Raw genomic sequence first — 22,556 nt, forward strand, 5'->3', positions numbered from 1 at the left:
CCGCCATCGGAGCTGGTCAGCCCGGTCACGGTGCCGCCCACCACCGTCAAATCGTCCAGCTCGAACCCGGTCACCTTCTCGCTGAAGGTGAAGGTGACGTCGCTGGTCTCGCCCACGGTCAGCTGGTCGTCGGCGATGTGGACCACCACGCTCGGGGCCAGGGTGTCGATCGCGGTGTCGTCACTGCCGCCAGTGCCCTTGTTGTCGTTGAGATCGGTGTAGCTGCCAGGCTTGACGGTGACTGATGCCGTACCTTCAAAGCCCGGGGTCGGGGTGAAGGTACCGGTCCAGGTCTTGCCGCCATCCGTGCTCTTCAGGTCGGTAACCGTGCCGCCCTCTACCGTCAGGTCGCCCACCTCGAAGTCTTTGACCTGCTCGCTGAAGGTGAAGGTGACGTCGCTGGTCTCGCCCACGGTCAGCTTGTCGTCAACGATGTTGACCACCACGCTCGGGGCCAGGGTGTCGACGCTGTAACCCTCGGTATCGGTCACGGTGGTGCTGTTGCCCGCCGCGTCGGTGGTGGTGACCTTGGCGTCGATCACCTTGTCCCCATCGGCCACCAGCTCGCTACCCGGCACATTGATGCTGAAAGTCTTGTCGGCCAAGACCAGACCGGTGAAGGCCTTGCCATTGACGGTCAGGGTGACGGTGTCGCCCTCTTTCACGTCGCCACCCACGCGACCGGTCACGGCGATGTCCTGCTTGGACTCGGCCGCGTTGATCACGTCGTCAGGGGTGATGTTGCCATCCAGGGTGATGCTGGCATTCGGTGGAGTGGTATCGAGCAAGGTGGTGTTGTCGGTGGCGCTGGCCGGGTTGCCCGCCGCGTCGGTAACGCTGGCCACCACGGTCAGGTTGCCATCCGCCAGCCCGCTCAGATCGGCGCGGGTCTGGTAGTTGCCGTCGGCATCGGTGACGGCAGTGACTGTCACGCTCTTACCAGTGGCATCGCTGATCACCAGGGTCACGGTGCGGTTCGGGCCGACATCGGAGGTGCCGCTGATGGGCGTGTTGGCCACATTGGCCGCGTTCACGTCATCCAGGCTCACCGTGATGTTCGCCGTGGTGTCCACGCTACCATCGTCGCTCGACGTGCCTCTGTTGCCAGCAGGATCAGTCACGCTGGCAGTCACGTCATAGCCCCCATCCGGCAACGGCGTCACGACATCCGCACTGTAACTGCCATCCGGTTGTACCGTGGCGGTCAGGGTCTGCTGATTGCCGTTGGCATCGGTCACCGTCAGGGTCACCGTGCTGCCGGGGGCGGCGTCCGTGGTCCCCGTGATGGTCGGGGTGTTGTCATTGGTATTGTCCGGTGCATTCACCGTCACGATCGGAGCCGTAGTGTCCACGCTGCCATCATCGGTCGCGGTACCGGTGTTGCCGGCCGGATCGGTCACGGAAGCCGTCACCTGATAGCCCCCTTCGGCCAGCGGTGTGGTGACATCCACGCTGAAGCTGCCATCCGGTTGCACCGTCGCGGTCAGGGTCTGCTGATTGCCGTTGGCATCGGTCACTACCAGAGTCACCGTGCTGCCAGCGGGGGCATCCGTGGTACCGGTCAGGGTCGGCGTCCGATCGTTGGTGTTGTCGGGGGCAGAGACGGTGATGACGGGAGCGGTGAGGTCGACCAGCTCATCCTCGCTGCTTTGCGCATCCACCAGCGGCGCCGCGCCAGCCGGGTTCGCGCTGTCAAAGCCTGCGCTGGAGATGGTTGCATCACCGGTACGATCGATGGTGACGAAACCGCCGTTGCCGCTGGCACCAGCCACCCCGCCCGCATTGCCTGCGGCCGGGGCTCCGCCCGCCGCCGACGCTTCGAATGCCTTGGTGGGGTCGGTTCCGTCCAGAATCGCTTGCTGCAAGGCGGCGATGTCATCGGGCGTACCCGCGTTCGCCAGCACGGCGTCACCCTGTTCGGGGCGCTCGCCGGAACCCAGGGTGAACGTGGTCTCCCCTCCCTGGAAGCTGGCCCCTTCGGGCGCAAGCAATACCGCATCCTTGGGCAGTACATCGCCTTCTGCAACGAGTCTCTGGCTCCCGTCGGCGGCGACCAGATACATTTTGCCTTGCAAGTGGGTAACGACGACATCCTGATCCAATACGATGCGCTGATTGCTCATGGTTTCTCCTGAAATATCGAAGGGCATATTGCTCCAGCCTCCAATGTGCCCGTTTATCAGGCCATAAACCAGTGAGAAAAATCGAATGAACAGACCGAAATGAAGCCGGGTTTCGGGGTGAAAACGAAGGGACGCCGAAGATGAATAAAATTAATTAAATCAATAGCATCAATTGTGACAAAACGAAGACGGGAGCCTCATCGGCTCCCGTCTTGTGAGGTGTCAGACACCGGCCCAGAGCAGGATGGCCAGCAGCTGGGGCGAGATGATCCGCAGGAACATCACCAGGGGGTAGACGGTCGCGTAAGAGAGTGCGCTGGCACCACTGGTGGGGTGCATGCCGTTGGCAAATGCCAGAGCGGGAGGATCCGTCATCGAGCCGGCCAGCAGACCGCACAGCGTGAGGTAGTTGAGCTTGCCATAATGGCGTGCCAGCACACCCACCAGCAGCAGCGGGATCAGGGTGATTGCCACACCGTACATCATCCATGCGGGACCGTCGCCGTTGATCAGGGTGTCGATGAAGCCGGCCCCGGACTTGAACCCCACCACCGCCAGAAAGAGCACTATGCCTATTTCCCGCAGCGCCAGGTTGGCGCTCGGCGGCATGAACCAGTAGAGCTTGCCGATGCTGCCGATACGAGAAAGGATGAGCGCCACCACCAGCGGTCCCCCTGCCAGCCCCAGCTTGAGCGCCGCCGGGAATCCCGGCAGGTAGAAGGGAATGGATCCGAGCAATACTCCCAACCCGATGCCGATGAAGACGGGCAGCATCTGCACCTGCTGCAGTTTCTGCTGCACGTTGCCCACCACGCTGGTGACCGCCTCGATGGCATCGAGCCGCCCCACCAGGTTCAAGATGTCACCGAACTGCAGACTGGTCTGACTGGTCGGCACCAGCTCGATGCCGGCCCGATTAAGGCGCGAGATGACCACATCGTATTTCTGCTTGATGTCGAGATCGCGGATCCGTTTGCCGAGCACCTGCTCATTGGTGACCACCACCCGCTCAACCCGCAGATCGGTCCCGCGGGTGGAGAGGGAGGTGTCTACCTCCTCTCCAAGCACCAGCAGCACCTTGTGCAGGGCATGGCGCTCCCCCACCAGGTGCAGCAGGTCGCCAAGTTCGATACGCGAGTCGGGCTTTGGCACCATCAGCTCGTCGCCACGCTTGAGGCGGGAACAGATGACGTCCGCCTCGTCCAGACTCGGGATCTCGCGGAGCATCAGGCCATGCATATTGGGATTGCGCACGGCAATGTTGATGGTTTGCAGACTCTCCTTGGTCTTGCCTGCCTGCTGCTCGAAAGCGACCGCCTCCTCCTCAATCTTGATGTGGAAGAACATACGGATGAGCCACATGGTGAGCAGGATGCCGCAGATACCGAACGGGTAGGCCACCGCATAGCCCATCCCCATCAGGCCGGTGGATCCAGGATCCGCCCCCAGCTCGGCCAGGATCTGCTGGCCAGCCCCCAGGGACGGGGTATTGGTCACGGCCCCGGAAAAGACCCCGAGGATCACCGGCAGCGGTACATCGAACAGCTGGTGCAACGCTGCAGCCACCAGGCAGCCGAGTAGAACCAGCAGGGCCGCGAAGCCATTGAGCTTGAGGCCCGAACTGCGCAAAGAGGAGAAGAAGCCGGGACCGACCTGGATGCCTATGGTGTAGACGAACAGGATCAGGCCGAATTCCTGAATAAAATGAAGTGTTTGCTCATCCAGCTTCAAGCCGGACAAGCCGGCGAAGTGGCCCACTATGATGCCGCCGAACAGCACCCCGCCAATACCCAAACCCACGCCATAGACTCGCCAGTTTCCCAGCCAGAGCCCCAGCACTGCCACCAGCGACAGCATGCTGATGGAAAGCGCGATCTCACTCATCGTTTGCATCCTTTCCAAACTGAACTGGCACTAGCTTGTCAGCAAACGAAGGGGGCAACTGTGGGGTGCCGCACGAATTCAGGCTTTCATGAGCACAAAAATACCAATTAAGGGTTAGCCATCAGATGTAGCCATAAATGGCCATGAAGTGGCACAGACTGCCCCCCAGCACAAACAGGTGCCAGATGGCGTGGTTGTAGGGGATGCGCTTGGCCACATAGAAGATCACTCCCAGGCTGTAGATGAGACCACCCAGCCCCAGCAGCAGGAGCCCGGTACCATCCAGATGCAGATAGAGCTGGTAGATGACCACCAGCGACAGCCAGCCCAGCATCAGATAGGTAAATAGCGACACCTTCTTGAAGCGATTGATGAAGATCAGCTTGAACACGACCCCCGCCAGGGCCAGCCCCCAGATCACCACCATCAGTCCTTTCGCCAGCGGCGTATCGAGCGCCACCAGCAGGAAGGGGGTATAAGTGCCGGCGATCAGCAGATAGATGGCGCAGTGATCGAACAGCTTGCTCCAGCGTCTGGCCGCCACCGAGCTCACGCTGTGATAGAGCGTCGAGGCGAGATAGAGCAATACCAGGCTGGCACCGTAGACGCCGTAGCTCAGCAGTACCCTGGGCCCCTGATCCCACCCCTTGTGCAGCAGCAAGACCAGTCCCAGTCCGCCCAGCAGCAGCCCCAGCCCATGGCTGAGGCGATTCGCCCACTCTTCCCGTGGGGAGTACCCCGTCACATCCATCATTACCTCCAACCCATTACCGGCCCACTCTAGCGGCCGACGTTTCAGGCTACAAGTGTTAGCTGAAAATAAAGGGGCGAGGAGAGGGAGGGCCAGAGATGGCTGTGCCCCCCGCCCCTTTGGTGTATGCTCTGCCGCCGACGCCGCCCATGCGGATGGCCGCGTCTGCCCGACAATCTGGTCTGGAGAACCCGATGAAGCTCACTGAACTGTTTACACAACCGGATCCTGATTTCGGCAAGGCCATGACGGCCCTGCTGGAGCATTTCCATCATTCCGACGACAGTCAGGCCCCCTATCAGCGGGGCAGCTTCACCCACCAGCTCGATCAGTCGTGCATGCCCGCCTTCGGCATCTCTCCCCGGGACTATCTGGCACGGCTCGCCACCCTGGTACCCGGGGCATCGCACCTCACCTCTCCCCGCTACATGGGACACATGACGGCACCGCTGCCGGCCTTCACCGCCGAGCTCTCCCGGCTCTTGGTGATGCTCAACCAGAACCCGATGAAGATGGAGTCATCCCGTCTGCTGAGCTTTCTGGAGCGGGAAGTGCTGGCCAAGCTGCACCGTCTGGTCTACCGCCAGGACGACGCCTTCTATGCAGCCCAGATGCATGCCAAGGATGCAGCCCTCGGCGTCATGACCAGTGGCGGTACCATCGCCAACGTCACCGCTCTCTGGCTGGCCCGCAACCGGGCCTGTGGCGACAACCTGTTCGCCCTCGCCGAGCAGGGCTATCGCGGCGCCGTCATTCTGGGCTCGCGGCTGATGCACTACTCCTTCGACAAGGGGATGGATCTGCTGGGACTCGGGGCTCGCAGCGTCTGGCGTCTCGACACAGACGAGCACAATCGGCTCAGTCTGGCGGCACTGGAACAGGCCCTTCAACAATGCAGGGAGCAGAAGCTCAAGGTGCTGGCGCTGGTCGGCGTGGCCGGCAGCACGGATTTTGGCTCCGTCGACCCGCTGCCGGAACTGGCCGCCATCGCCCGGCGCGAGCAAATCCACTTCCACGTGGACGCGGCCTGGGGTGGTCCGACCCTCTTCTCGCCCCGCTATCAGGGATTGCTTACGGGGATAGAGCACGCCGATACCGTCACCCTTGACGGTCACAAGCAGTTGCTGGTCCCGCTCGGTACCGGCATGCTGCTCTGCCGCCAACCGGACCTGATGATGACAGTGAAGCGCGAGGCTCCCTACGCCATCCGCGCCACCTCCTTCGATCAGGGTCGCTTCACTCTGGAGGGGACCCGTCCCGCCAACGCGCTCTATCTGGATGCCGCCTTCCAGATGCTGGGGCAGCAGGGTTATGCCCAACTCATCGACGCCAACTACGACAGGGCGCGGCGAATGGCCGCGCTCATCGACGCCAGCCCCGCCTTCGAGCTGATGTCGGCACCTGTCATGAACCTGCTCTCCTACCGGTGCATTCCGCCCCACCTGCAAGGTCAGGTGCCCGATGTGGCGGCCAACGAACAGATCAATCTCTTCAACGTCGCCCTGCAAAAAGCCCAGCGCGCCGAAGGGCACAGCTTCGTCTCACGCACCCAGCGCGCAGTCTCCCGCTATGGCGAGCAACCACTCACGCTGCTGCGCGCCGTCCTGCTCAACCCCCTCATCGAGGAAGCAGACATACGCGCATTGCTGGACGATCAGGTGCGCCTTGGCAACCAGATTGCCAGCCAGCTGTTCGAGTAACCCGCAGCCCCGGGAAGGAACTGCCTGCAGAATGGACGGTCTTATTCATTTGCCGTTGTCTGACGGGCAGGTACACTGAGTGAAATTTTGAGGTTAGAGCCCAGCATGAAGCAGTTTATCGAGTTCATCCCCCTGATCGTCTTCTTCGCGGTCTACAAGTTTTACGACATCTACACCGCCACTGGCGCCCTGGTGGTCGTCACTGGCCTGCAACTCCTGTACAGCTGGCTTCGCTATCGCCGGGTCGAGAAGATGCAGTTGTTCACCTTCGTGCTGGTCGGTTTCTTCGGCGGCCTCACCGTCTTCTTCCACGACGATGCCTTTATCAAGTGGAAGGTGACCGTCATCAATGTGCTCTTTGCCCTCGCCCTGCTCATCGGCCGCTATGGCTTTGGCAAGAACCTCATCAAGCAGATGCTGGGCAAGGAGCTCCAAGCCCCCGACCGGGTCTGGGACAACGTCAATCTCGGCTGGGTCGGCTTCTTCACCCTGTGCGGTCTGCTCAACCTCTACGTGGCCTTCAACCTCTCCCAGGAGATGTGGGTCAACTTCAAGGTGTTCGGCCTGCTGGGCATGACCCTGGTCTTCACCCTGCTCAGCGGCGTCTATCTCTATCGCCACATGCCGGCCGAGCAGAACGCAGAACAGAAAAAATAACCGCAACCAGAAAGGGATTGTTCCATGTGGTATCTGATCTACTCCGAAGATGTCGCGGGCAGCCTGCCCCAGCGCAAGCTGGCACGCCCTGCCCACCTGGCCCGCCTGCAAGCCTTGCAGGATGAGGGCCGCCTGCTGACGGCCGGCCCCAACCCGGCCATCGATGCCGAGGATCCGGCCGATGCGGGCTTCACCGGCAGCACCGTCATCGCCGACTTTGCCAGCCAGGCCGACGCCCAGGCCTGGGCCGATGCGGACCCCTATGTCGCGGCAGGGGTCTACGCCAGGGTGACCATCAAACCGTTCAAGAAAGTCTTCTGAGCCCATTGAGGCTGACAAGAAAAAGGCCGGACACTGTCCGGCCTTTTCGTATCCGATGCTGACTCAGGCCCTGGCCACAAACCAGGGATTGAGGATATCGGGCTTGTTGTAGCAAAGCGGCGAACCATCGAGCTGGGTGACGCTGCCCCCCGCCCCTTCCAGTACCGCCTGAGCTGCCCCCGTATCCCACTCGCAGGTCGGTGCGAGCCGCGGGTAAAGCTCGGCCTCCCCCTCGGCAATGATGCAAAACTTGAGAGAGCTGCCCATGGAAACCAGCTCGATCTCGCCCCGCTCCAGTTCGCCAAAACGGGCCAGATACTCGAGTGTCTCCTGCGACAGGTGATTGCGACTGCCCACCACGCGCCACACTCGCCCAGCGTCATGAGGGCGGGTCTGGATGGTCTCGTGCCTGCCATCGGCCACACGCCAGGCGCCAATCCCCTTGCCCCCATACCAGAGCTTGTCCAGTACCGGGGCATAGACCAGCCCCCAGCGCGGGGTCCCCTGTTCAATCAGGGCGATATTCACCGTGAACTCGCCGTTGCGGGAGACAAACTCCTTGGTGCCATCCAAAGGATCCACCAGCCAGTAGCGGGACCAGCCGAGTCGCGCAGCCATCACCTCGGGGGAGGATTCTTCCGACAACACCGGGATATCGGGAGTGAGACGCGCCAGCGCCTGAACGATCACCTCGTGGGCCCCCTTGTCCGCCGCCGTCAGCGGGCTCTCGTCCTGCTTGTACTCCACCGCAAAGGGCTGACTGTAGATAGACATGATGGCCTCACCGGCGGCGCGGGCGATGGGCTCCAGTTCGGAAATGGCGGGTAGATACATGGAAAAGAGTTCTCGCTCAAAGGGTTGGTCAGTGTAACCGAGTGAGTATCTTCGGCTTATAGCCGTTTGCACTGACTTATACAGTGTCAAAACTGACAGACAAAAAGTGGCGCAACACAGCTAATGATAAATATGCCACTAAGGCAGATTCATAAGGATGTGAAACATGAACAAGAAGACCCTGATCGCCGCACTGCTGCTGAGCTGCCTCCCCCTGTTGAGCCAACCTCTGCTGGCCGCCGACAAGGCGGCGACCAAGCCTGTGGCCACAACCCAAGTCAAGGAGAGCGGCAAGATCAATCTCAATACCGCCAGCGCCGGCGAGCTCACCGCCCTGAAGGGCATTGGCGAGAAGAAGGCACAGGCCATCATCGACCACAGGGAGAAGGAGGGCAAGTTCACCTCCGTCGATCAACTGGCGGACGTCAGTGGCATCGGACCTGCCACGCTGGAAGCAAACCGGGACATGATTATCGTCAAGTAACCGGTTTGAATCCCTATCATCCCGAGGGCAGCCTGTGGCTGCCCTATTTTTCTTCGGGTATCATGAGCCCACTTTGTATCTTCGGACTCACTCCATGAAAAAGACACCGCTCGTTGTTCGCAAGGCCGTTCTCCCCGTTGCCGGTCTGGGTACCCGCATGCTGCCCGCCACCAAGGCCATCCCCAAGGAGATGCTGCCCGTGGTCGACAAGCCGCTGATCCAGTATGTGGTGCGCGAAGCCATCGCCGCCGGCATCAAGGAGATCATCCTGGTGACCCATTCAAGCAAGAACTCCATCGAGAACCACTTCGACAAGAGCTTCGAGCTGGAGGCGACCCTGGAGAAGCGGGTCAAGCGCCAACTGCTGGAAGAGGTTCAGCACATCTGTCCCAAAGACGTCACCATCATGCACGTGCGTCAAGGGGAAGCAAAAGGCCTGGGCCATGCAGTACTGTGTGCCCGCCCCCTCATCGGGGATCAACCCTTCGCCGTGCTGCTGCCGGATGTGCTCATCGACGAGGTGGCCAGCGATCTGAAGCAGGACAACCTGGCGGAGATGGTGCATCTGTTCGAAGAGGAGCAGATCAGCCAGATCATGGTGGAAGCCGTCCCCGAGAGCGAAGTGGACAAATACGGCATCGCCGACATCAAGGGGGAGGCCCTGAGCGAAGGCATGTCCCTGCCGATGCAGGCCATCGTCGAGAAGCCACCCCGGGATGAAGCCCCGTCCAACCTGGCCGTGGTCGGTCGCTATGTCCTCTCGGCCAATATCTGGCCCTTGCTGGAAAAAACCCCGGCCGGTGCCGGCGACGAGATCCAGCTGACCGATGCCATCGCCATGCTGATGGAAAAGGAGCAGGTCAATGCCTACTTCATGAAGGGACGCAGCCACGATTGCGGCAGCAAGCTCGGTTACATGAAGGCCAATGTGGAATACGCCGTGCGCCATCGGGAACTTAGCAAAGAATTCACCAGCTGGCTGAAGCAGTTTGCCAAAGAGCTGTAATCTCTGAATATTTACAAGATAAGCAGAATAAAAAACTGGGCATCATTCGATGCCCCTTTTCATTTTATAAACAAATATTCAACCATTGATAGATAAAATATCGCTAAATCATAATATTGTAATTTAAAGTCGCTTGTTCTATAAGGATTAAGGCTTGTTCCTAGCCCTTGCATAAAATTTCTAAAAAAATATAAGACACAGGTGGAAGTTCCAATGAATAACCCGTCCAAAGGGACCTTTTTAGGTCACCCTAAAGGGCTTTTTTTGCTCTTTAGTACCGAACTGTGGGAGAGATTCTCCTATTACGGCATGCGTGCCGTGCTCGTCCTCTATCTGACCGACCTGACCGCCAACGGTGGCATGGGCTGGACCCAGGCCGACGCCCTCAAGCTGTACGGCATCTATACCGGTCTGGTCTACATCACCCCCATCATCGGCGGCTGGCTCGCTGATACCTTCCTGGGCCAGCGCCGTGCCATCCTGTTCGGTGCCGTGCTGATGGCCGCCGGCCAGTTTACCCTGGCACTGCCTCACGCCATGTTCCCTGACATGGTCAACACCGTCTTCTATGCCGGCCTTGGCTTGCTGATCGTGGGCAACGGCCTGTTCAAACCGAACATCTCCACCATGGTGGGCGACCTGTATAAAGAAGGGGATCACCGTCGTGACGGCGCCTTCACCATCTTCTACATGGGTATCAACCTGGGCTCCCTGCTGGCCGGCGTGATCTGCGGCGCCGCCGCCACCGCCTATGGCTGGCAAGCCGCCTTCGTCAGCGCCGGTATCGGCATGCTGCTCTCCCTGGTCGTGCAGGCCACCATGGCCCAGCGTTTCCTTGGCGACATCGGCCGTGTGCCCGCCGCCCAGCGTGCCGCCCTGCAGCGCTCCAAGGAGCAAAAAGCGCCCCTGACCAAACAGGAAGTGGATCGCATCAAGGTGATCCTGGTACTGGGCCTGTTCACCATCATCTTCTGGGCCGGCTTCGAGCAGGCCGGTGGTCTGATGAACCTGTATGCCCAGGAGTATACCGACCGCATGATCGGCAGCTTCGAAGTGCCGACCGCCTGGTTCCAGTCCCTGAACCCCTTCTTCATCATCACCCTGGCCCCTGTCGTGGCCGCCATCTGGATCAAGCTCGGCAAGAAAGAGCCGAACTCCCCGGTGAAATTCGCCATGGGCCTGCTGTTCCTGGCCGTCGGCTTCCTGTTCATGATCGGTGCCGTGCTGGAGCAAGGTGGTGATCAGGCTGTCAAGACCTCCATGTTCTGGCTGGTCGGTGCCTACCTGTTCCATACCCTGGGCGAGCTCTGCCTCTCTCCCATCGGTCTCTCCATGGTGACCAAGCTGGCTCCGCTGCGCCTGGCCTCCCTGATGATGGGTGCCTGGTTCGGTTTCGTGGCCCTGGCCAACTATGCCGCCGGCTTCATCGGCTCCTTCGTCGGCGAATCCGGCGCCATGGCCATCTTCGGTGGCATCGCACTGGCCGCCGTGATCAGCGCCCTCATCCTGCTGACCATGGCCAACCGCCTGGTCTACTGGATGCACGGTGCCGAAGGCCCGGCCAAAGAGCCCGAAGAACAAGAGCAGAAACTGCAGTCTGCGACCGTTTGACCGGTCAGGACAGCAGAGACCAAACAGGGCGCCCATGGGCGCCCTGTTTGCATGTGTTCACTTCACGGCGTCAGTGGTGACGAACCTGCATCGTCAGGGCGCTGCCGCTGTCACTGCGAAACTGCAGATCAAAGGGCTCGTGCCAGCTTCGCCTGTGCAACGTGTAGCGACTGCTGCGCATCAAGCCGAGCGGCAACCCCCCTGCACGCATCAACCAGTGAGGTGAGGTGAGCCCGGCATTTGCAAAAAGCAGCCCATCCTCCTGATCGAACAGCAGGGCCGCCATGGCAAAGGAGTGACGCAGGCCCGACTCCAGCAGTTGCAGATTGAGGTAATCCAGCAATCGGTGTGGCTGGGTCAACAGCAGGCTCTCTTGTTGCTGGTATTGGCGATAGGGGCCGTTCATCAGGGATCGCACCAAGGCACCACAGAAGGCCGCATCCACACCGAGGATGGGCAATTCCATCACCAGTACCAGCAGCTTGTCGTCCAGTTTGAAGGTATCCGGGATGAAGAGATTGCCCATGCCGGCAAAGGTGACCTGCCAGGGCCCCCACTCCTGCATGCCAGGGGGGGCTAACCAGGCGAGCAGCCGGCTGCTCGCCAGATCGTGGCCACGGAAGAAGTCGATGTGTTCCATCAGCTCCAGTTGCTGGCTCTGATGCCCGAGGTTTGTCAGGCATTGCTCGATGCTGCGGCGGATCTGCTCATAGTCATTCACCGGTTTGATGAAGAAGTCCCTGGCCCCCGCCCGCAGCGCACGCTCGATCGCAGCCATCTCATCCTGACCGGAGATGACGATGACGGGCACCTGTGGATAGCGGGCGGTGAGGCAGGCAATCACCTCATGACCATCCATGTTCGGCATGTTCAGATCACACAACACCACATCGGGGTGATAGAGCGCTGCGGCAGAGAGCCCCTCAATCCCGTCTTCTGCCTGAAAGACGCAGGCCCCGTCGTGCTCGAGATAAGATACCAGTGAGTGGCGAAAAACCGCTTCGTCTTCTACCACCAAGATCCGTAGTCCGGCTTTTGACATCTTGACAAAGCTCTTATTAGTCAAATGGTTATTTGAGCATTAAGACTAGATCATGGGCGCTGGATACCGCCACACAATATTGTCGAGCAGCGAGCTGGGCTGGCCTTGGTATCTGCCAAGCGTTTGAAATAGTCCGACTATTTTGCTCGCCCCCTTGCGCAGAGATGATCAGCAACCGTCGCCCGGCAGCCGTTCTCTCGCAGGTCGGCACCATGAATTGTATGAGGCACCGCCATGAGGGATAATGCCCTCCACTCCAGATCGTGAAGCAGACCATGACGCCAGCCGAATACAGCGCCCTCGCCCATCCCAGACTCTCCCATCCGGCCCGCAGCCTCTATACCCTGCAACTGCGCCGCTTGGTGCTGGAAAATCGGCTGGCCCGACTCAACTATCCCGAGCTTGGCCGGGCACTGGCTGTCGTCGATCCGGGCAATCCCGGTGGTTTCAGCTATCAGGTCAACGCTCGCCAGCTGACCGAGCTGCTCGACGAACTGATGGAGGCCGAACTGCTTCAGGTCGAGGCCCAGGCTGACAGTGAGCACTACCACCAGTGCCCTTTCCAGTTGCCGTTGCTGAGCCAGCGGGTGCGCAGCCCCCTGCCGGCACGCCCGTTCCAGATGCACCTGCAGTGGCGTCCGGACGAAGAACTGCCTGCTCTCGCACGCCTGTGCGGGGTGATCGATGCCAGCTACAGCGAAGAGGATCTCGGGGAGTTCATCGCCTACTGGCTCGGCCGCCCCGAGGTGTTCGACTCCCAGCACCAGTGGATGTTGAAATTTATTCGGGCCATCAAGAGTCGGCGCTACGCCCGCCGCCCGGCGACCGTGGTCACCGGGTACCAGCAGGTCGCGCCAGCCCCGGTAGAGGCTGGCCCGAGCCGCCGGGCGCAAGAGATGATCGATGAGGCCAAACGGCTGGCACAAGCTCAGGAGCCGGAGAATGATTGATACCAGGCGGCCACGAAGTGCACTATTGACCCCCTGCCCATCCAGCCACAGCCCTAGCAGAAGGAGAATTCCATGACAGATCCGCACGACCCGATGCGCCAGGCACTGGAAGAGATCGAGGCCAAACGCCAGAAAATCGCCAAGGCGAGACAGGAGCAACGGGCTCATGATCCCGAGCTCAAGCGTCACGTCAGCAGCCTGCAGCAACGTATTCTCCGACTGCGGGCCGCAACCGGCGGCAGCCAGTACGACTACGAGACCCTGCGCAAGGAGTACGACGCCAAGGCCAATGCCGAAGTGCGCGAGTTGCAGAAGGCCGCCCGCCAGGAGCGGATCCAGAAGCTGATCGCCCAGGCCGACCTCAATCCGGACTGGATCTTCGACAAGATGGATTCCGGTGACCCGGCCCTGCAATACCCCATCGAGACAGCCCGCTACTTCATCAGCGGTTTCGAGCACTGGGAGAAGAGCGGCGGGGGCTGCATGCTGATCTACGGCGATTACGGCACCGGCAAATCCACCCTGGCGGGTGCCGTGGCCCACGAGTTGATCGCGCGCCACCAAAAGTCGGTGATCTTCCAGCAGTGGGCCTCCATCGTGGACAGGCTCTTCTTCAACGTCATCCAGGATCAGGAGGAGCGCAACCAGTACCGCCGCGCCCTGGAAGAGGTGGACCTGCTGATCATCGACGAGGTGGCGGCCAACCGTGCCAAGATGGCCGAGAGTCAGTCCAGCTTCCTCGGCCACCTGCTGCGCCGTCGTCGCAACCTGTCCAAAAGCGTCATCATCATCACCAACCACAGCCCCCAGAGCCTGCATCAGGCCATCGGTGATTTCAGCTATGAGGCGATCAAGGCGTTCAATCCGGTGGACATCCACCTGAGCGGACCCAGCCGCCGTCCCAGCATCGGCCATTACAACGGTTGATCCCGTCGGGTCGGCGTCCCTGATGTCCGGCCCTTCATATCCCCTGCACCTCACAAATAAAAACCACTCTCATTTACAGAGAGCCATCCAGGCTCTAGGCTTGCTCTTTTGTTCGAGAGGGCCTGTCATGCCAACCACACTCATCTTCGGTGCCAGTCGCGGACTGGGCCGCGCCTTCACCAACCACGCACTGCAACTGGGTCACAGGGTCGTTGCCCTGGTGCGCCATGCCGACATGGCCAGCGAGCTGCATACCCTGGGAGTCGAGGTCGTCATCGGAGATGCCCTGGACCCCCTGGCCGTGGCCCAGGCTTGCCGCTTGGCGGGCAGGGATGCTCGGGTAGTCTCCACCCTCGGCAGCTTTCGCCAGAGTGCACCGGTGGATTATCAGGGCAACCGCCATGTGATCGACGAGATGGAGCGCGCCGGGCTCAGCCGCCTGCTGCTGGTCACCTCCCTCGGTTGTGGCGACAGCTGGCAATACCTGCCCGAGCGGGCTCGCGCCGCCTTCGGACACGAGGTACGCCTCAAGAGCCTGGCGGAAAGCTGGCTGCAGACAAGCCCCCTGGCGTGGACCATTTTACGCCCCGCAGGGTTGCAGGATGGGGAGCCCACGGGTCAGGCCATCCTGAGCCAGGGGCAAGAGAGGCATGGCCTGGTCAGGCGCCAGGATGTGGCGATACGGGGTTTGCAACTGCTCACCGACCAGGAGGCGTGCGGCCAGATCTATGCCATCGGCGATCCGGGTCTGAATCAGCCATGATCCCTGTGAATGGCAACACGGTCAGCCCAGTGGCTGACCGTGTTGTTGCAAGGCGCCTAGTCGGTGGAAGACGCTGTCGCCCCATCATCCGGCCGCGTTGCAAGGCACGGTTGACGCCAGCGGAGCAACCAGCACGCCAGAGCGCCATACAGCAGCGCCAGTCCCCACAACTGCCACCAGTAGCGGGAGACCTGGGCAAAGTCGGCCCCCATCTGATTGAGGCGCAGGAATCCCTCGATGGCCGGCGTGCTCGGTGCCCACTGGGCCAGCCAGTTGAGGGGGGCCGGGATGAGCTCAAGGGGCCAGATAAAGCCGGCCAGGAAGACCAGCGGCAAAGAGGAGACAAGCACCACCTGGGTCGGTAGATCACGGCGGGTGAACAGGGCGCCGAGCACGATCCCGAACCAGGTGGTGGCCAGCAGGAACGGCAGGGTAAAGAGCCAGAGTTCGCCGGGTACAGCGGTGCGGGCAATACCGTAGTGATCGAAGCAGAAGCCGAAGAAGTAGGTCACCGGAAGGACGAAAAGAGCCCCCACCACCAGGGTGCGGGCCAGCAACAAGGCCGGCACGGGAGCATGTTGCCAGTAGCCTGACTCGCCACGGCGGCTGCGCTGGTTCTGGGTCGCCCCCAGGATGCCGGTCCCCATCAGCAACACCTGATGCAGGATCAGCACGAATACCGCAGGCACCACGTAGTTCACATAGCCCATGGTGGGGTTGAATACCGGCAGCACATTGAGGGCCACCGCGTTCCAGCCCATGGCGGCCTGGGGCTGCGCCTCACCCTGGCTCAACAGCCTGGCCACCTTCACCTGGGCGGCGAGCGTGCCCCCCGCCTGGGCCAGCCCTTCGGCAATGGTGCCATAGACCAGGAAGTAGGAGGCATCCCCGGCATAACCCAGGGTCACGCTCCTGCCCAGCATCAGATCCCGATAGAAGTGGCGGGGAATGTGCAAGATGCCGCTCGCCTTGCCAGTCAGCATCATCTGGCGGGCCTCGTCGAGCGAACCGGCACGGGCCACCAGTTTCACCTGCGCCGTGGCATCGGCCATGAACTCCAGCTGGCGGGAGAGCTGGCTGCCATCCTCGTTGACCACCACCACGGGCTCTTCCCTGGGCAATTGGTGCAGGTAGGGCTGGGGGTAGAGGAAGGAGTAGAAGAAGACGCCGCCAAACAGGGTCAGCATGATGGCGCGATCCGCCAAGAGGGTGCGCAGCTCAAGGCGCACCAGATCCCAGAATCCCATCATGGTCTGGACTCCTCATGGGGCAGGGCCGCGCCCGACGGCGTCCGGTAACGGTGTACCACCAGCAGCAGGGGCAGCAGAAACAGCAGCAGAGCCCCGAGCTGGGGCAGGGCCGCCGTCAACGGTTGACCGTAGTTGGTTTGCCCGATCTGCAGCTCCACATAGTGGGAGATGGGCAGCAGGCTGCGCCAGAACTGGGCCACATCACCCATGGCGGTGACCGGAAAGGTGACCCCCATGAAGGCAAATCCCGGCGCCGTGTAGGCGCCGGCCAGAGAGAGCGCCCGCGCCGGATCCCGGATGATGGCGTAGAAGAAGGCCCCCATGGTGACGCAAGCGGCCGACGCCAGTCCCAACCCCGCCGTCAGCACCAGCCAACTGCCTTGCATGGGGTACCCAAGCCCCTTGAACAGCAGCAGACTCCACGCCAGACCCCACCCCCAGCCGATGAGCACATGGGGCAGCAGGGTACGCCAGAGGCCGAACCAGACCCCTCTGGTGGTCCAGTCCAACCCGAGGCGATCGGTGCGGGCCAGGGCGTTCAGGCCATAGAGCACCACCAGGATCTGCCACACCGCAGGCAGCAGGGCGCTCAGCAGAAACTGGGCGTAGCTGGAATTGATGTTGTAGAGCGCGGTAACCTGGCTCGCAATGGGTACGGATTGCCCAAGGGCGCCGGGCAGCGCCTTGCCGTCGGCCATGGCCTCCAACACCCCTACCTGGCCATTGAGCGTCCCGACCACCTGGGCCAGTGCGGAGTTGACCAGCTTGGCAATCAGGATGAACTGGCCATTGTTGAACACGGTCACCCTGGGTTGGGTCCCCTCGCAGGCATCCCGCTCCAGGTGATGGGGGATCACCACCAGGGCATAGATGTCCCCCCCTCGCAGTGCCCTGGCCCCTGTGTCGATGGAATCAAACTGCTGGGCGATCTTGAGCCCGGCGGAGCCATCGAGAGAGAACGCCAGTTGCCGGGAGAGGGGGCTGCGATCCAGATCCACCAGACCGACCTTGAGATCCCGCGCCAGGCCGGCTGAAAAGATCCAGCACAGGATCCCTATCAGCACCAAGGGGACCCAGCTCGCCAGCGCCCGGCCGAACGGGTCCTGCCAGAGCAACCGCCATTCGCGTCCCATCAGAGCTCGACCAGCACGCTCATGCCGACCCGCAGCCCGTCAACCGGCTGCAAGGGGCGCGCTTCCACCTGGAAGCTTTTCATGTCGAACCCCTGGCGGGTGTCGGTGGCACGCCAGGTGGCGAAATCCCCCATCACGGCCACATGGGTCACCTTGAAGCGCACCAGCTGATCCCCCAGGCCGGGAATACGGGCATCAAACTCGGTACCGACCGGGAACCTTGGCAAGAGGTCCTCACGGACATGGAACTGGGCCCAGGCATCCTTCATGTCGAGCAAGGTCACCACAGGGAAGCCCTGGGGAGCCAGCTCGCCGCTACGCAACAGCACCTGGGCAACTTCCCCCTCGTGTGGGCTGGCGATGCGGGTATCGGCCAGATAGGCTTCCACTTCCGCCACTCCGCCAGCCGCCATCTTGGCCTGCTCGCGGGCCGCTATCTTGGTCTCTTCCCGCGCCCCTTCCAGTGCCATCTGGTATTGCTGCCAGGCCATGCCCTCGCTGTACTTCGCCGCCTGCCAGGCCGTCCAGGCCTCGTCACGCTTTTGCAGCGACATCACGCCATCCCGATGCAGGCTGGCAATGCGCTCGTAGGTTTTGCCATGAAGCAGGGCAGCCGCCTTGGCCTGTTGCCACTGATCCTTGGCGGCCGCGATCTGCTGCACTCGCGCCCCCTTCTCAGCCTCTTCGGCCATGGCACCAGCCGCGGCCTGCCCGGCCTTGGCCTGACTCAGCTTGGCCTCGATCTCCGGGCTCGCCAGAGTGAACGCCAGTTGGCCCCTGGCCAGTTGATCCCCCTTCTTCACCAGCACCTCGTCGATGCGGCCCGCCACCTTGGAAGAAACCGAATATTGCTGCGCCTCTATCTGCCCCTGCAGACGCACCGGCTCCGGCTGATAGGCCAGCCAGAAGCGCCAGCCAAGCCAGAGCACAAGCAATACCAGCGCCAGTGGCAGCAGCCAGGGCTTGCCCTGGCTCATCTTCTTCTTGATGGGGGGATGACTCATGAATTCACCTCGGCAAACGGGCGACCCTTGACGGTCGAAACGGACATGAATAACGGAGTGGAAGAGCGCGCGATCATGAGTTCACCTCGATCGCCTGGCCATGCTGATACTGGTTGAAACTGTTCATCTGACCGGAGAGTGCCAACAGGCGGGCCAGAGAGATCACGTATTGATAGGCGGCGGCGGCGCGCTGGGTCTTGACCCCGGCAAGCTGGGTCTGGGCATCGACCACATCGAGGGAAGTGGAGAGCCCCTGACCGAATGCCTTGTCACGCAACCGCACGTTCTCCTCGGCCAGCGCCTGGGTCGAGGAGAGAGAGTGATACTCCTCCAGTCCCTGGGCAGCCTCGCGCCAGGTCTTCTCGACCAGCAGCTCCAGATCCTGGCGGGTCTTGGCTTGCAGCAGGTTGACCTGGAGTTCGGCGCTCTTGGCTGCCTGGACCGTCTCGGAGCGGCCATCACGACTCACCAGCGGCATGCTGACCCCGACACCAACCAGCCAGTCCGGTGTGGTCTTGGAGACAATGGAATCATCTTCATAGAGGTTGTAGTTGCCGAACAGGAAGAGCTCGGGGGCGTATTTGCCCTTCTCCAGCTTGATCATCCCCTGGGCCTGCTCCTTCTTGGCCGTCAACAGCTTGAGACCGGGATGCACCGACAGGGTCTCCTCCACAAAGGGAGACAAGGCTGGCATCCCTTCGTTGATGAAGAGGGCGGTATTGGGCTCAGCCTGCTTGAGCTTGAGCATATGGCCGAGCGCCAGCTGGGCGATCTCCAGGCTGCGCCTGGCCTTCTGGGTATCGATACGTGCCCTGTCATAGGCAGACTGGGCCGAAAGGCGCTCCACCTTGGCGACCTGCCCCTGGGCTTCGAGCTTCTTGGCATGATCCAGATGGTGTGCCAGTCCCTGCTCGATCTCCTGCTTGGTCTGCACCACCTGCGCCGCCAGCACCACCCCGAAGTAGGTCTGGGAGAGGCTCTCGAAGGTGGACTGCTGTTTGAGCACCAGCAACTGCTCAGCCTCGCTCACTTGGGCCTGACGAATATCCTGGGCCGCATCGATGCGCCCGCCGGTAAAGAGCGGCCATAGCATCTTGACCGAACTGGTCACCACGTTCTGCTTGGTGAGGGGGGTGACGAAATCGCTCGGGCTGAGGTTGAGTGCCTGCATCACGGGTCCCAGCACCTTGCCGAATTCCGGATGATTGGCGATGGGGTTGAGATCCAGCATGTCCAGCTCCATCGGCTGATCGAGATGGGTATAGCTGGCCCCCACATCCACCTTGGGCAGGTACATGGCCTTGGCCGCCTCCCGCAGTTGCTGGGCCCGCTCCACCCCGGCCTGCTCTGCCGCCAAGCCGTCATCCTGCTGGATGACCCGGCTCCAGGCCTCGGTAAAGCTGACCGTCTGCGCCTGAGCCGACCCCAGCACGATACCCAGCAGGCATGGGCAGAGCGACTTGATGAACTTTACCGTCATACATCCCCGATCCGTTTGTAATGAAATTGTGTAGAGTCTTTGCTCAATTCAGGCCCGCTATCATAGCCTAAACCGGCTTGAGAGGGAGACTCACAAATCACCATCTCCCTCACTCGCGCCCTCCTGACCATGGTCACAGACAATATGTCCGATTTTCAAGCACTCCTGAATTTGCAAGCCTTGGCGCGACGTTTTTTTCAGAAAAAAATGGCTGACGCTCAAATACTAACCTTTTCTCCTGACTAAAAAATGCGTAATATACGCCGCCCTAAGCCGATGGTAACCGTGGAATGCAGATAGGTCCCCACACGCTTGAAACTCCCCTGATCGTGGCCCCCATGGCCGGTGTAACAGACCGACCATTTCGTGAACTTTGTTTACGTTTGGGAGCCGGTATGGCCGTTTCCGAGATGCTGCTGGCCAACCCGGATGTCTGGGATACCCAGAAAACCCGGATGAGAATGGATCACTCTGCTGAAGGCGGCTTGCGATCGGTCCAGATTGCCGGTGCCGACCCCGAGATGATGGCGTTTGCTGCCCGCTACAACGTGGAGCAGGGCGCTCAGATCGTCGACATCAACATGGGATGTCCGGCAAAAAAAGTGAATAAGAAGCTGGCAGGTTCCGCCCTGCTGCGTCAGCCAGACCTGGTCAGATCCATCTGCCGGGCCGTGGTGGATGCGGTGGAAGTACCTGTCACCTTGAAGATCCGCACAGGATGGGATCCGGATAACCGCAATGGCGAGGAGATCGCCCGAATCGCCGAAGATTGCGGTATCGCGGCCCTTGCCGTGCATGGTCGTACCCGTGCCTGCCTCTACAAGGGCGAAGCGGAGTACGACACTATCAGGGCGATTAAGCAGGCCGTATCGATTCCTGTTGTCGCCAATGGCGACATCGATAGCCCGGAGAAAGCCCGGTATGTCCTCGACTATACCGGTGTCGACGCCGTGATGATCGGCCGTGCTGCGCAAGGACGACCCTGGATTTTCCGGGAAATCCGCCATTTTCTTGAAACGGGCACCAAGCTGCCGCCTCCCGACAGGGAAGAGGTTCGCACCCTGATGAACGAGCATGTCACCAATCTGCACCAGTTTTACGGTGCCTATCTGGGAGCGCGCATTGCCCGTAAACACGTGGGCTGGTATCTGGATGAAGAAGAGGCGGGCCGAGAATTCCGTAAGCACTTCAATGCCCTGGATTGTGCAGACGCACAACTCGAGGCACTCGAAGCGTATTTCGATGGATTAGGTTAACGCATAACTAAAGAGCCGACCGAATATGTTCGAACAAACCCTGACTTCTGATGCATTGGTAACAACTACTCACAATCACGCTGCCGAGCCGACCCAACGCCCCCTGCGTGACTCTGTGCAACAGGCCCTGCGTAACTACCTGGCCCAGTTGAACGGTCAGGAAGTGATTGATCTGTACGATATGGTTCTCTCCGAAGTCGAAGCTCCCATGCTGGACGTGATCATGCAGTACACCCGTGGCAACCAGACTCGCGCCGCCGTGATGATGGGCATCAACCGCGGCACCCTGCGCAAGAAACTCAAGCGTTACGGCATGAACTGATCCCGGTCATTCTGCTGCAGTGCAGACGAAGGCGTATCCCAGCGATGGGATACGCCTTTTTCTATGCCCGGTGTTTACCTGCTCACTCCACCGCCAGCTTGATACCGAGCCCCACGAACAGCCCCCCCATCACGCGATTCAGCCAGGTGGCCACCCGGGCGGGCAGTCGCACCTTGCGGCTTGCAAACGCGGTGGAAAACGCCAGCAGATGGCACCAGATCATGCCGTTGAGATTGAAGATGCAGCCCAGCACGATGAATGCCATCGCCTTTTGCGGTGAAGCGGGATCGATGAACTGGGGCACAAAAGCGAGAAAGAAGAGCGCCACCTTGGGATTGAGGACATTGGTGAGCAACCCCTGCCGAAAGATGCGCCCATAAGAGAGCGCAGGCAGCGCCACAGCCCCATCCACAGACGTTGAAGTGCCACTCCTCTGCCAGAGCATGGACACGCCGAGATAGACCAGATAGAGCGCCCCCATCAGCTTGATGACGGCAAACAGCTCGGCGGAGGCACTCAACAGCGCAGACAGTCCCAGCGCCGCCGCCAACACATGCACCATGGTACCTGTCCCGATACCCAATGCCGCCATGGACCCTGCACGCCATCCCTGGGAGCCGCTGCGCAGCATGATGAGCAGGGAGTCAGGCCCAGGCATCATGTTCAACAACAGGCCAGAAACGATAAACAGCGCCAGATCGTGGATCCCCAACATAGACAGCTCCTTGTACATGAAAGAAACAGTCTATGGATCCTGAAGTACTTGTCACTCCCGTTTCCGGCGATAGTGATTATCAAGGAAGGGAATAGCGTTTGAGCCGGAGATACTTGACGCTCAACCTGGTGAGAAAGAGAGATTGAGCCGTTTGAAAGGCAGTGATACTGGCTGAATAGCAATGTTTATCGATGTAATACACTGTATTTTGTGCATTAATCAGACTAATTGTCTAAATACATAGATTGCAGGCAATAAAAAACCCCGCTCGAGTGAGCGGGGTTTCTTGTATTGGGTGCCTGGCAGTGTCCTACTCTCGCATGGCGAATGCCACACTACCATC

At 60.8% G+C, this 22,556-nt stretch carries 21 protein-coding genes; 11 read left to right on the top strand and 10 right to left on the bottom strand.

The window, feature by feature from the left end; translation table 11 throughout:
* From AB5Y59_RS02795 to AB5Y59_RS02805, 3 genes are all read right to left on the bottom strand, one after another.
* On the bottom strand, positions 1-2,123 hold a 2,123-nt coding region (locus AB5Y59_RS02795), incomplete at its 3' end, for a retention module-containing protein (protein WP_368211465.1).
* A 222-nt stretch (positions 2,124-2,345) separates the two neighbouring features.
* Positions 2,346-4,007 (bottom strand): putative transporter, encoded by a 1,662-nt coding sequence (locus AB5Y59_RS02800; protein ID WP_010675535.1) that lies wholly within the window; start codon positions 4,005-4,007, stop codon positions 2,346-2,348.
* Between the two features lie 121 nt (positions 4,008-4,128).
* The gene (locus AB5Y59_RS02805) at positions 4,129-4,761 is read right to left on the bottom strand and encodes a hemolysin III family protein (protein WP_045521878.1); all 633 of its coding nucleotides are present in this window, start codon (positions 4,759-4,761) and stop codon (positions 4,129-4,131) included.
* 191 nt (positions 4,762-4,952) lie between these two features.
* Here AB5Y59_RS02805 and AB5Y59_RS02810 point away from each other — a divergent pair, with 191 nt between their 5' ends.
* The 3 genes from AB5Y59_RS02810 to AB5Y59_RS02820 all read left to right on the top strand — a co-directional run bounded on the left by AB5Y59_RS02810 (position 4,953) and on the right by AB5Y59_RS02820 (position 7,436).
* Positions 4,953-6,458: an aminotransferase class V-fold PLP-dependent enzyme gene (locus AB5Y59_RS02810; RefSeq protein ID WP_139737589.1), complete on the top strand. Its 1,506-nt coding sequence runs from the start codon at positions 4,953-4,955 to the stop codon at positions 6,456-6,458.
* A gap of 105 nt (positions 6,459-6,563) precedes the next feature.
* A complete protein-coding gene (locus tag AB5Y59_RS02815) occupies positions 6,564-7,115 on the top strand; it encodes a septation protein A (RefSeq protein WP_010675538.1) in 552 nt (183 codons plus the stop codon).
* 24 nt (positions 7,116-7,139) lie between these two features.
* Positions 7,140-7,436 (top strand): YciI family protein, encoded by a 297-nt coding sequence (locus tag AB5Y59_RS02820; RefSeq protein ID WP_010675539.1) that lies wholly within the window; start codon positions 7,140-7,142, stop codon positions 7,434-7,436.
* A 63-nt stretch (positions 7,437-7,499) separates the two neighbouring features.
* Here the strand turns inward: AB5Y59_RS02820 and cysQ are convergent, their stop codons facing one another.
* Positions 7,500-8,270, bottom strand: coding sequence for a 3'(2'),5'-bisphosphate nucleotidase CysQ (gene cysQ, locus AB5Y59_RS02825; protein ID WP_113068930.1), 771 nt, complete (start codon positions 8,268-8,270; stop codon positions 7,500-7,502).
* A gap of 166 nt (positions 8,271-8,436) precedes the next feature.
* Between cysQ and AB5Y59_RS02830 the strand changes: the two genes are divergently transcribed.
* The 3 genes from AB5Y59_RS02830 (at position 8,437) to AB5Y59_RS02840 (ending at position 11,371) form a co-directional block, all read left to right on the top strand.
* Positions 8,437-8,754 carry a ComEA family DNA-binding protein gene (locus AB5Y59_RS02830; RefSeq protein ID WP_324030520.1) on the top strand — a complete coding sequence of 106 codons (318 nt, stop codon included), beginning with the start codon at positions 8,437-8,439 and terminating at the stop codon, positions 8,752-8,754.
* 94 nt (positions 8,755-8,848) lie between these two features.
* Positions 8,849-9,760, top strand: a complete 912-nt coding sequence (gene galU / locus AB5Y59_RS02835; RefSeq protein WP_010675542.1) for a UTP--glucose-1-phosphate uridylyltransferase GalU — start codon at positions 8,849-8,851, stop codon at positions 9,758-9,760.
* A gap of 213 nt (positions 9,761-9,973) precedes the next feature.
* Complete coding sequence (locus AB5Y59_RS02840; RefSeq protein ID WP_041212400.1) at positions 9,974-11,371, top strand: peptide MFS transporter; 1,398 nt, start codon at positions 9,974-9,976, stop codon at positions 11,369-11,371.
* Positions 11,372-11,441: 70 nt separating this feature from the next.
* On the opposite strand, the gene AB5Y59_RS02845 is transcribed toward AB5Y59_RS02840, so the two are convergent.
* A complete protein-coding gene (locus AB5Y59_RS02845; RefSeq protein ID WP_202015245.1) occupies positions 11,442-12,413 on the bottom strand; it encodes a response regulator in 972 nt (323 codons plus the stop codon).
* Between the two features lie 275 nt (positions 12,414-12,688).
* Here AB5Y59_RS02845 and AB5Y59_RS02850 point away from each other — a divergent pair, with 275 nt between their 5' ends.
* The 3 genes from AB5Y59_RS02850 (at position 12,689) to AB5Y59_RS02860 (ending at position 15,053) form a co-directional block, all read left to right on the top strand.
* Positions 12,689-13,363: a DnaT-like ssDNA-binding domain-containing protein gene (locus AB5Y59_RS02850; protein WP_069652184.1), complete on the top strand. Its 675-nt coding sequence runs from the start codon at positions 12,689-12,691 to the stop codon at positions 13,361-13,363.
* A 72-nt stretch (positions 13,364-13,435) separates the two neighbouring features.
* Positions 13,436-14,290, top strand: a complete 855-nt coding sequence (locus AB5Y59_RS02855; protein WP_010675546.1) for a DnaA/Hda family protein — start codon at positions 13,436-13,438, stop codon at positions 14,288-14,290.
* A gap of 127 nt (positions 14,291-14,417) precedes the next feature.
* Positions 14,418-15,053 carry an SDR family oxidoreductase gene (locus tag AB5Y59_RS02860; protein ID WP_139737587.1) on the top strand — a complete coding sequence of 212 codons (636 nt, stop codon included), beginning with the start codon at positions 14,418-14,420 and terminating at the stop codon, positions 15,051-15,053.
* A gap of 56 nt (positions 15,054-15,109) precedes the next feature.
* Here AB5Y59_RS02860 and AB5Y59_RS02865 read toward each other — a convergent pair whose 3' ends face one another.
* The 4 genes from AB5Y59_RS02865 to AB5Y59_RS02880 form a co-directional block, all read right to left on the bottom strand.
* Positions 15,110-16,303 (bottom strand): ABC transporter permease, encoded by a 1,194-nt coding sequence (locus AB5Y59_RS02865; RefSeq protein ID WP_368211466.1) that lies wholly within the window; start codon positions 16,301-16,303, stop codon positions 15,110-15,112.
* Positions 16,300-17,436, bottom strand: a complete 1,137-nt coding sequence (locus AB5Y59_RS02870) for an ABC transporter permease (RefSeq protein ID WP_368211467.1) — start codon at positions 17,434-17,436, stop codon at positions 16,300-16,302. Before AB5Y59_RS02870 ends, AB5Y59_RS02865 begins: the two co-directional genes overlap by 4 nt.
* Entirely contained in the window at positions 17,436-18,440 is a 1,005-nt protein-coding gene (locus tag AB5Y59_RS02875) for an HlyD family secretion protein (RefSeq protein WP_080767988.1), read from the bottom strand. Before AB5Y59_RS02875 ends, AB5Y59_RS02870 begins: the two co-directional genes overlap by 1 nt.
* A gap of 73 nt (positions 18,441-18,513) precedes the next feature.
* Positions 18,514-19,920 (bottom strand): TolC family protein, encoded by a 1,407-nt coding sequence (locus tag AB5Y59_RS02880; RefSeq protein WP_202040618.1) that lies wholly within the window; start codon positions 19,918-19,920, stop codon positions 18,514-18,516.
* A 290-nt stretch (positions 19,921-20,210) separates the two neighbouring features.
* On the opposite strand from AB5Y59_RS02880, the gene dusB reads away from it, so the two are divergent.
* Both dusB and fis read left to right on the top strand, forming a co-directional pair.
* The gene (gene dusB, locus AB5Y59_RS02885; protein WP_010675552.1) at positions 20,211-21,176 is read left to right on the top strand and encodes a tRNA dihydrouridine synthase DusB; all 966 of its coding nucleotides are present in this window, start codon (positions 20,211-20,213) and stop codon (positions 21,174-21,176) included.
* A gap of 25 nt (positions 21,177-21,201) precedes the next feature.
* A complete protein-coding gene (gene fis / locus AB5Y59_RS02890; protein ID WP_005309538.1) occupies positions 21,202-21,498 on the top strand; it encodes a DNA-binding transcriptional regulator Fis in 297 nt (98 codons plus the stop codon).
* An 82-nt stretch (positions 21,499-21,580) separates the two neighbouring features.
* On the opposite strand, the gene AB5Y59_RS02895 is transcribed toward fis, so the two are convergent.
* Positions 21,581-22,213, bottom strand: coding sequence for a LysE family translocator (locus tag AB5Y59_RS02895; protein ID WP_134997709.1), 633 nt, complete (start codon positions 22,211-22,213; stop codon positions 21,581-21,583).
* Positions 22,214-22,556 lie beyond the last annotated feature (343 nt).

The sequence above is a fragment of the Aeromonas sp. s10 genome (genome assembly GCF_040907975.1).
GTDB lineage: Bacteria > Pseudomonadota > Gammaproteobacteria > Enterobacterales > Aeromonadaceae > Aeromonas > Aeromonas caviae.

What these genes read in the sequence shown, in the direction of transcription:
- AB5Y59_RS02855 (WP_010675546.1), top strand. Translation starts at nt 13,436, where the DNA reads ATGACAGATCCGCACGACCCGATGCGCCAGGCACTGGAAGAGATCGAG.
- AB5Y59_RS02805 (WP_045521878.1), bottom strand. Translation starts at nt 4,761, where the DNA reads ATGATGGATGTGACGGGGTACTCCCCACGGGAAGAGTGGGCGAATCGC.
- AB5Y59_RS02810 (WP_139737589.1), top strand. Translation starts at nt 4,953, where the DNA reads ATGAAGCTCACTGAACTGTTTACACAACCGGATCCTGATTTCGGCAAG.
- AB5Y59_RS02840 (WP_041212400.1), top strand. Translation starts at nt 9,974, where the DNA reads ATGAATAACCCGTCCAAAGGGACCTTTTTAGGTCACCCTAAAGGGCTT.
- AB5Y59_RS02860 (WP_139737587.1), top strand. Translation starts at nt 14,418, where the DNA reads ATGCCAACCACACTCATCTTCGGTGCCAGTCGCGGACTGGGCCGCGCC.
- galU (WP_010675542.1), top strand. Translation starts at nt 8,849, where the DNA reads ATGAAAAAGACACCGCTCGTTGTTCGCAAGGCCGTTCTCCCCGTTGCC.
- cysQ (WP_113068930.1), bottom strand. Translation starts at nt 8,270, where the DNA reads ATGTATCTACCCGCCATTTCCGAACTGGAGCCCATCGCCCGCGCCGCC.
- AB5Y59_RS02830 (WP_324030520.1), top strand. Translation starts at nt 8,437, where the DNA reads ATGAACAAGAAGACCCTGATCGCCGCACTGCTGCTGAGCTGCCTCCCC.
- AB5Y59_RS02880 (WP_202040618.1), bottom strand. Translation starts at nt 19,920, where the DNA reads ATGACGGTAAAGTTCATCAAGTCGCTCTGCCCATGCCTGCTGGGTATC.
- AB5Y59_RS02895 (WP_134997709.1), bottom strand. Translation starts at nt 22,213, where the DNA reads ATGTTGGGGATCCACGATCTGGCGCTGTTTATCGTTTCTGGCCTGTTG.
- AB5Y59_RS02850 (WP_069652184.1), top strand. Translation starts at nt 12,689, where the DNA reads ATGACGCCAGCCGAATACAGCGCCCTCGCCCATCCCAGACTCTCCCAT.
- AB5Y59_RS02865 (WP_368211466.1), bottom strand. Translation starts at nt 16,303, where the DNA reads ATGATGGGATTCTGGGATCTGGTGCGCCTTGAGCTGCGCACCCTCTTG.
- AB5Y59_RS02815 (WP_010675538.1), top strand. Translation starts at nt 6,564, where the DNA reads ATGAAGCAGTTTATCGAGTTCATCCCCCTGATCGTCTTCTTCGCGGTC.
- AB5Y59_RS02800 (WP_010675535.1), bottom strand. Translation starts at nt 4,007, where the DNA reads ATGAGTGAGATCGCGCTTTCCATCAGCATGCTGTCGCTGGTGGCAGTG.
- AB5Y59_RS02870 (WP_368211467.1), bottom strand. Translation starts at nt 17,436, where the DNA reads ATGGGACGCGAATGGCGGTTGCTCTGGCAGGACCCGTTCGGCCGGGCG.
- dusB (WP_010675552.1), top strand. Translation starts at nt 20,211, where the DNA reads ATGCAGATAGGTCCCCACACGCTTGAAACTCCCCTGATCGTGGCCCCC.
- AB5Y59_RS02845 (WP_202015245.1), bottom strand. Translation starts at nt 12,413, where the DNA reads ATGTCAAAAGCCGGACTACGGATCTTGGTGGTAGAAGACGAAGCGGTT.
- AB5Y59_RS02820 (WP_010675539.1), top strand. Translation starts at nt 7,140, where the DNA reads ATGTGGTATCTGATCTACTCCGAAGATGTCGCGGGCAGCCTGCCCCAG.
- AB5Y59_RS02875 (WP_080767988.1), bottom strand. Translation starts at nt 18,440, where the DNA reads ATGAGTCATCCCCCCATCAAGAAGAAGATGAGCCAGGGCAAGCCCTGG.
- fis (WP_005309538.1), top strand. Translation starts at nt 21,202, where the DNA reads ATGTTCGAACAAACCCTGACTTCTGATGCATTGGTAACAACTACTCAC.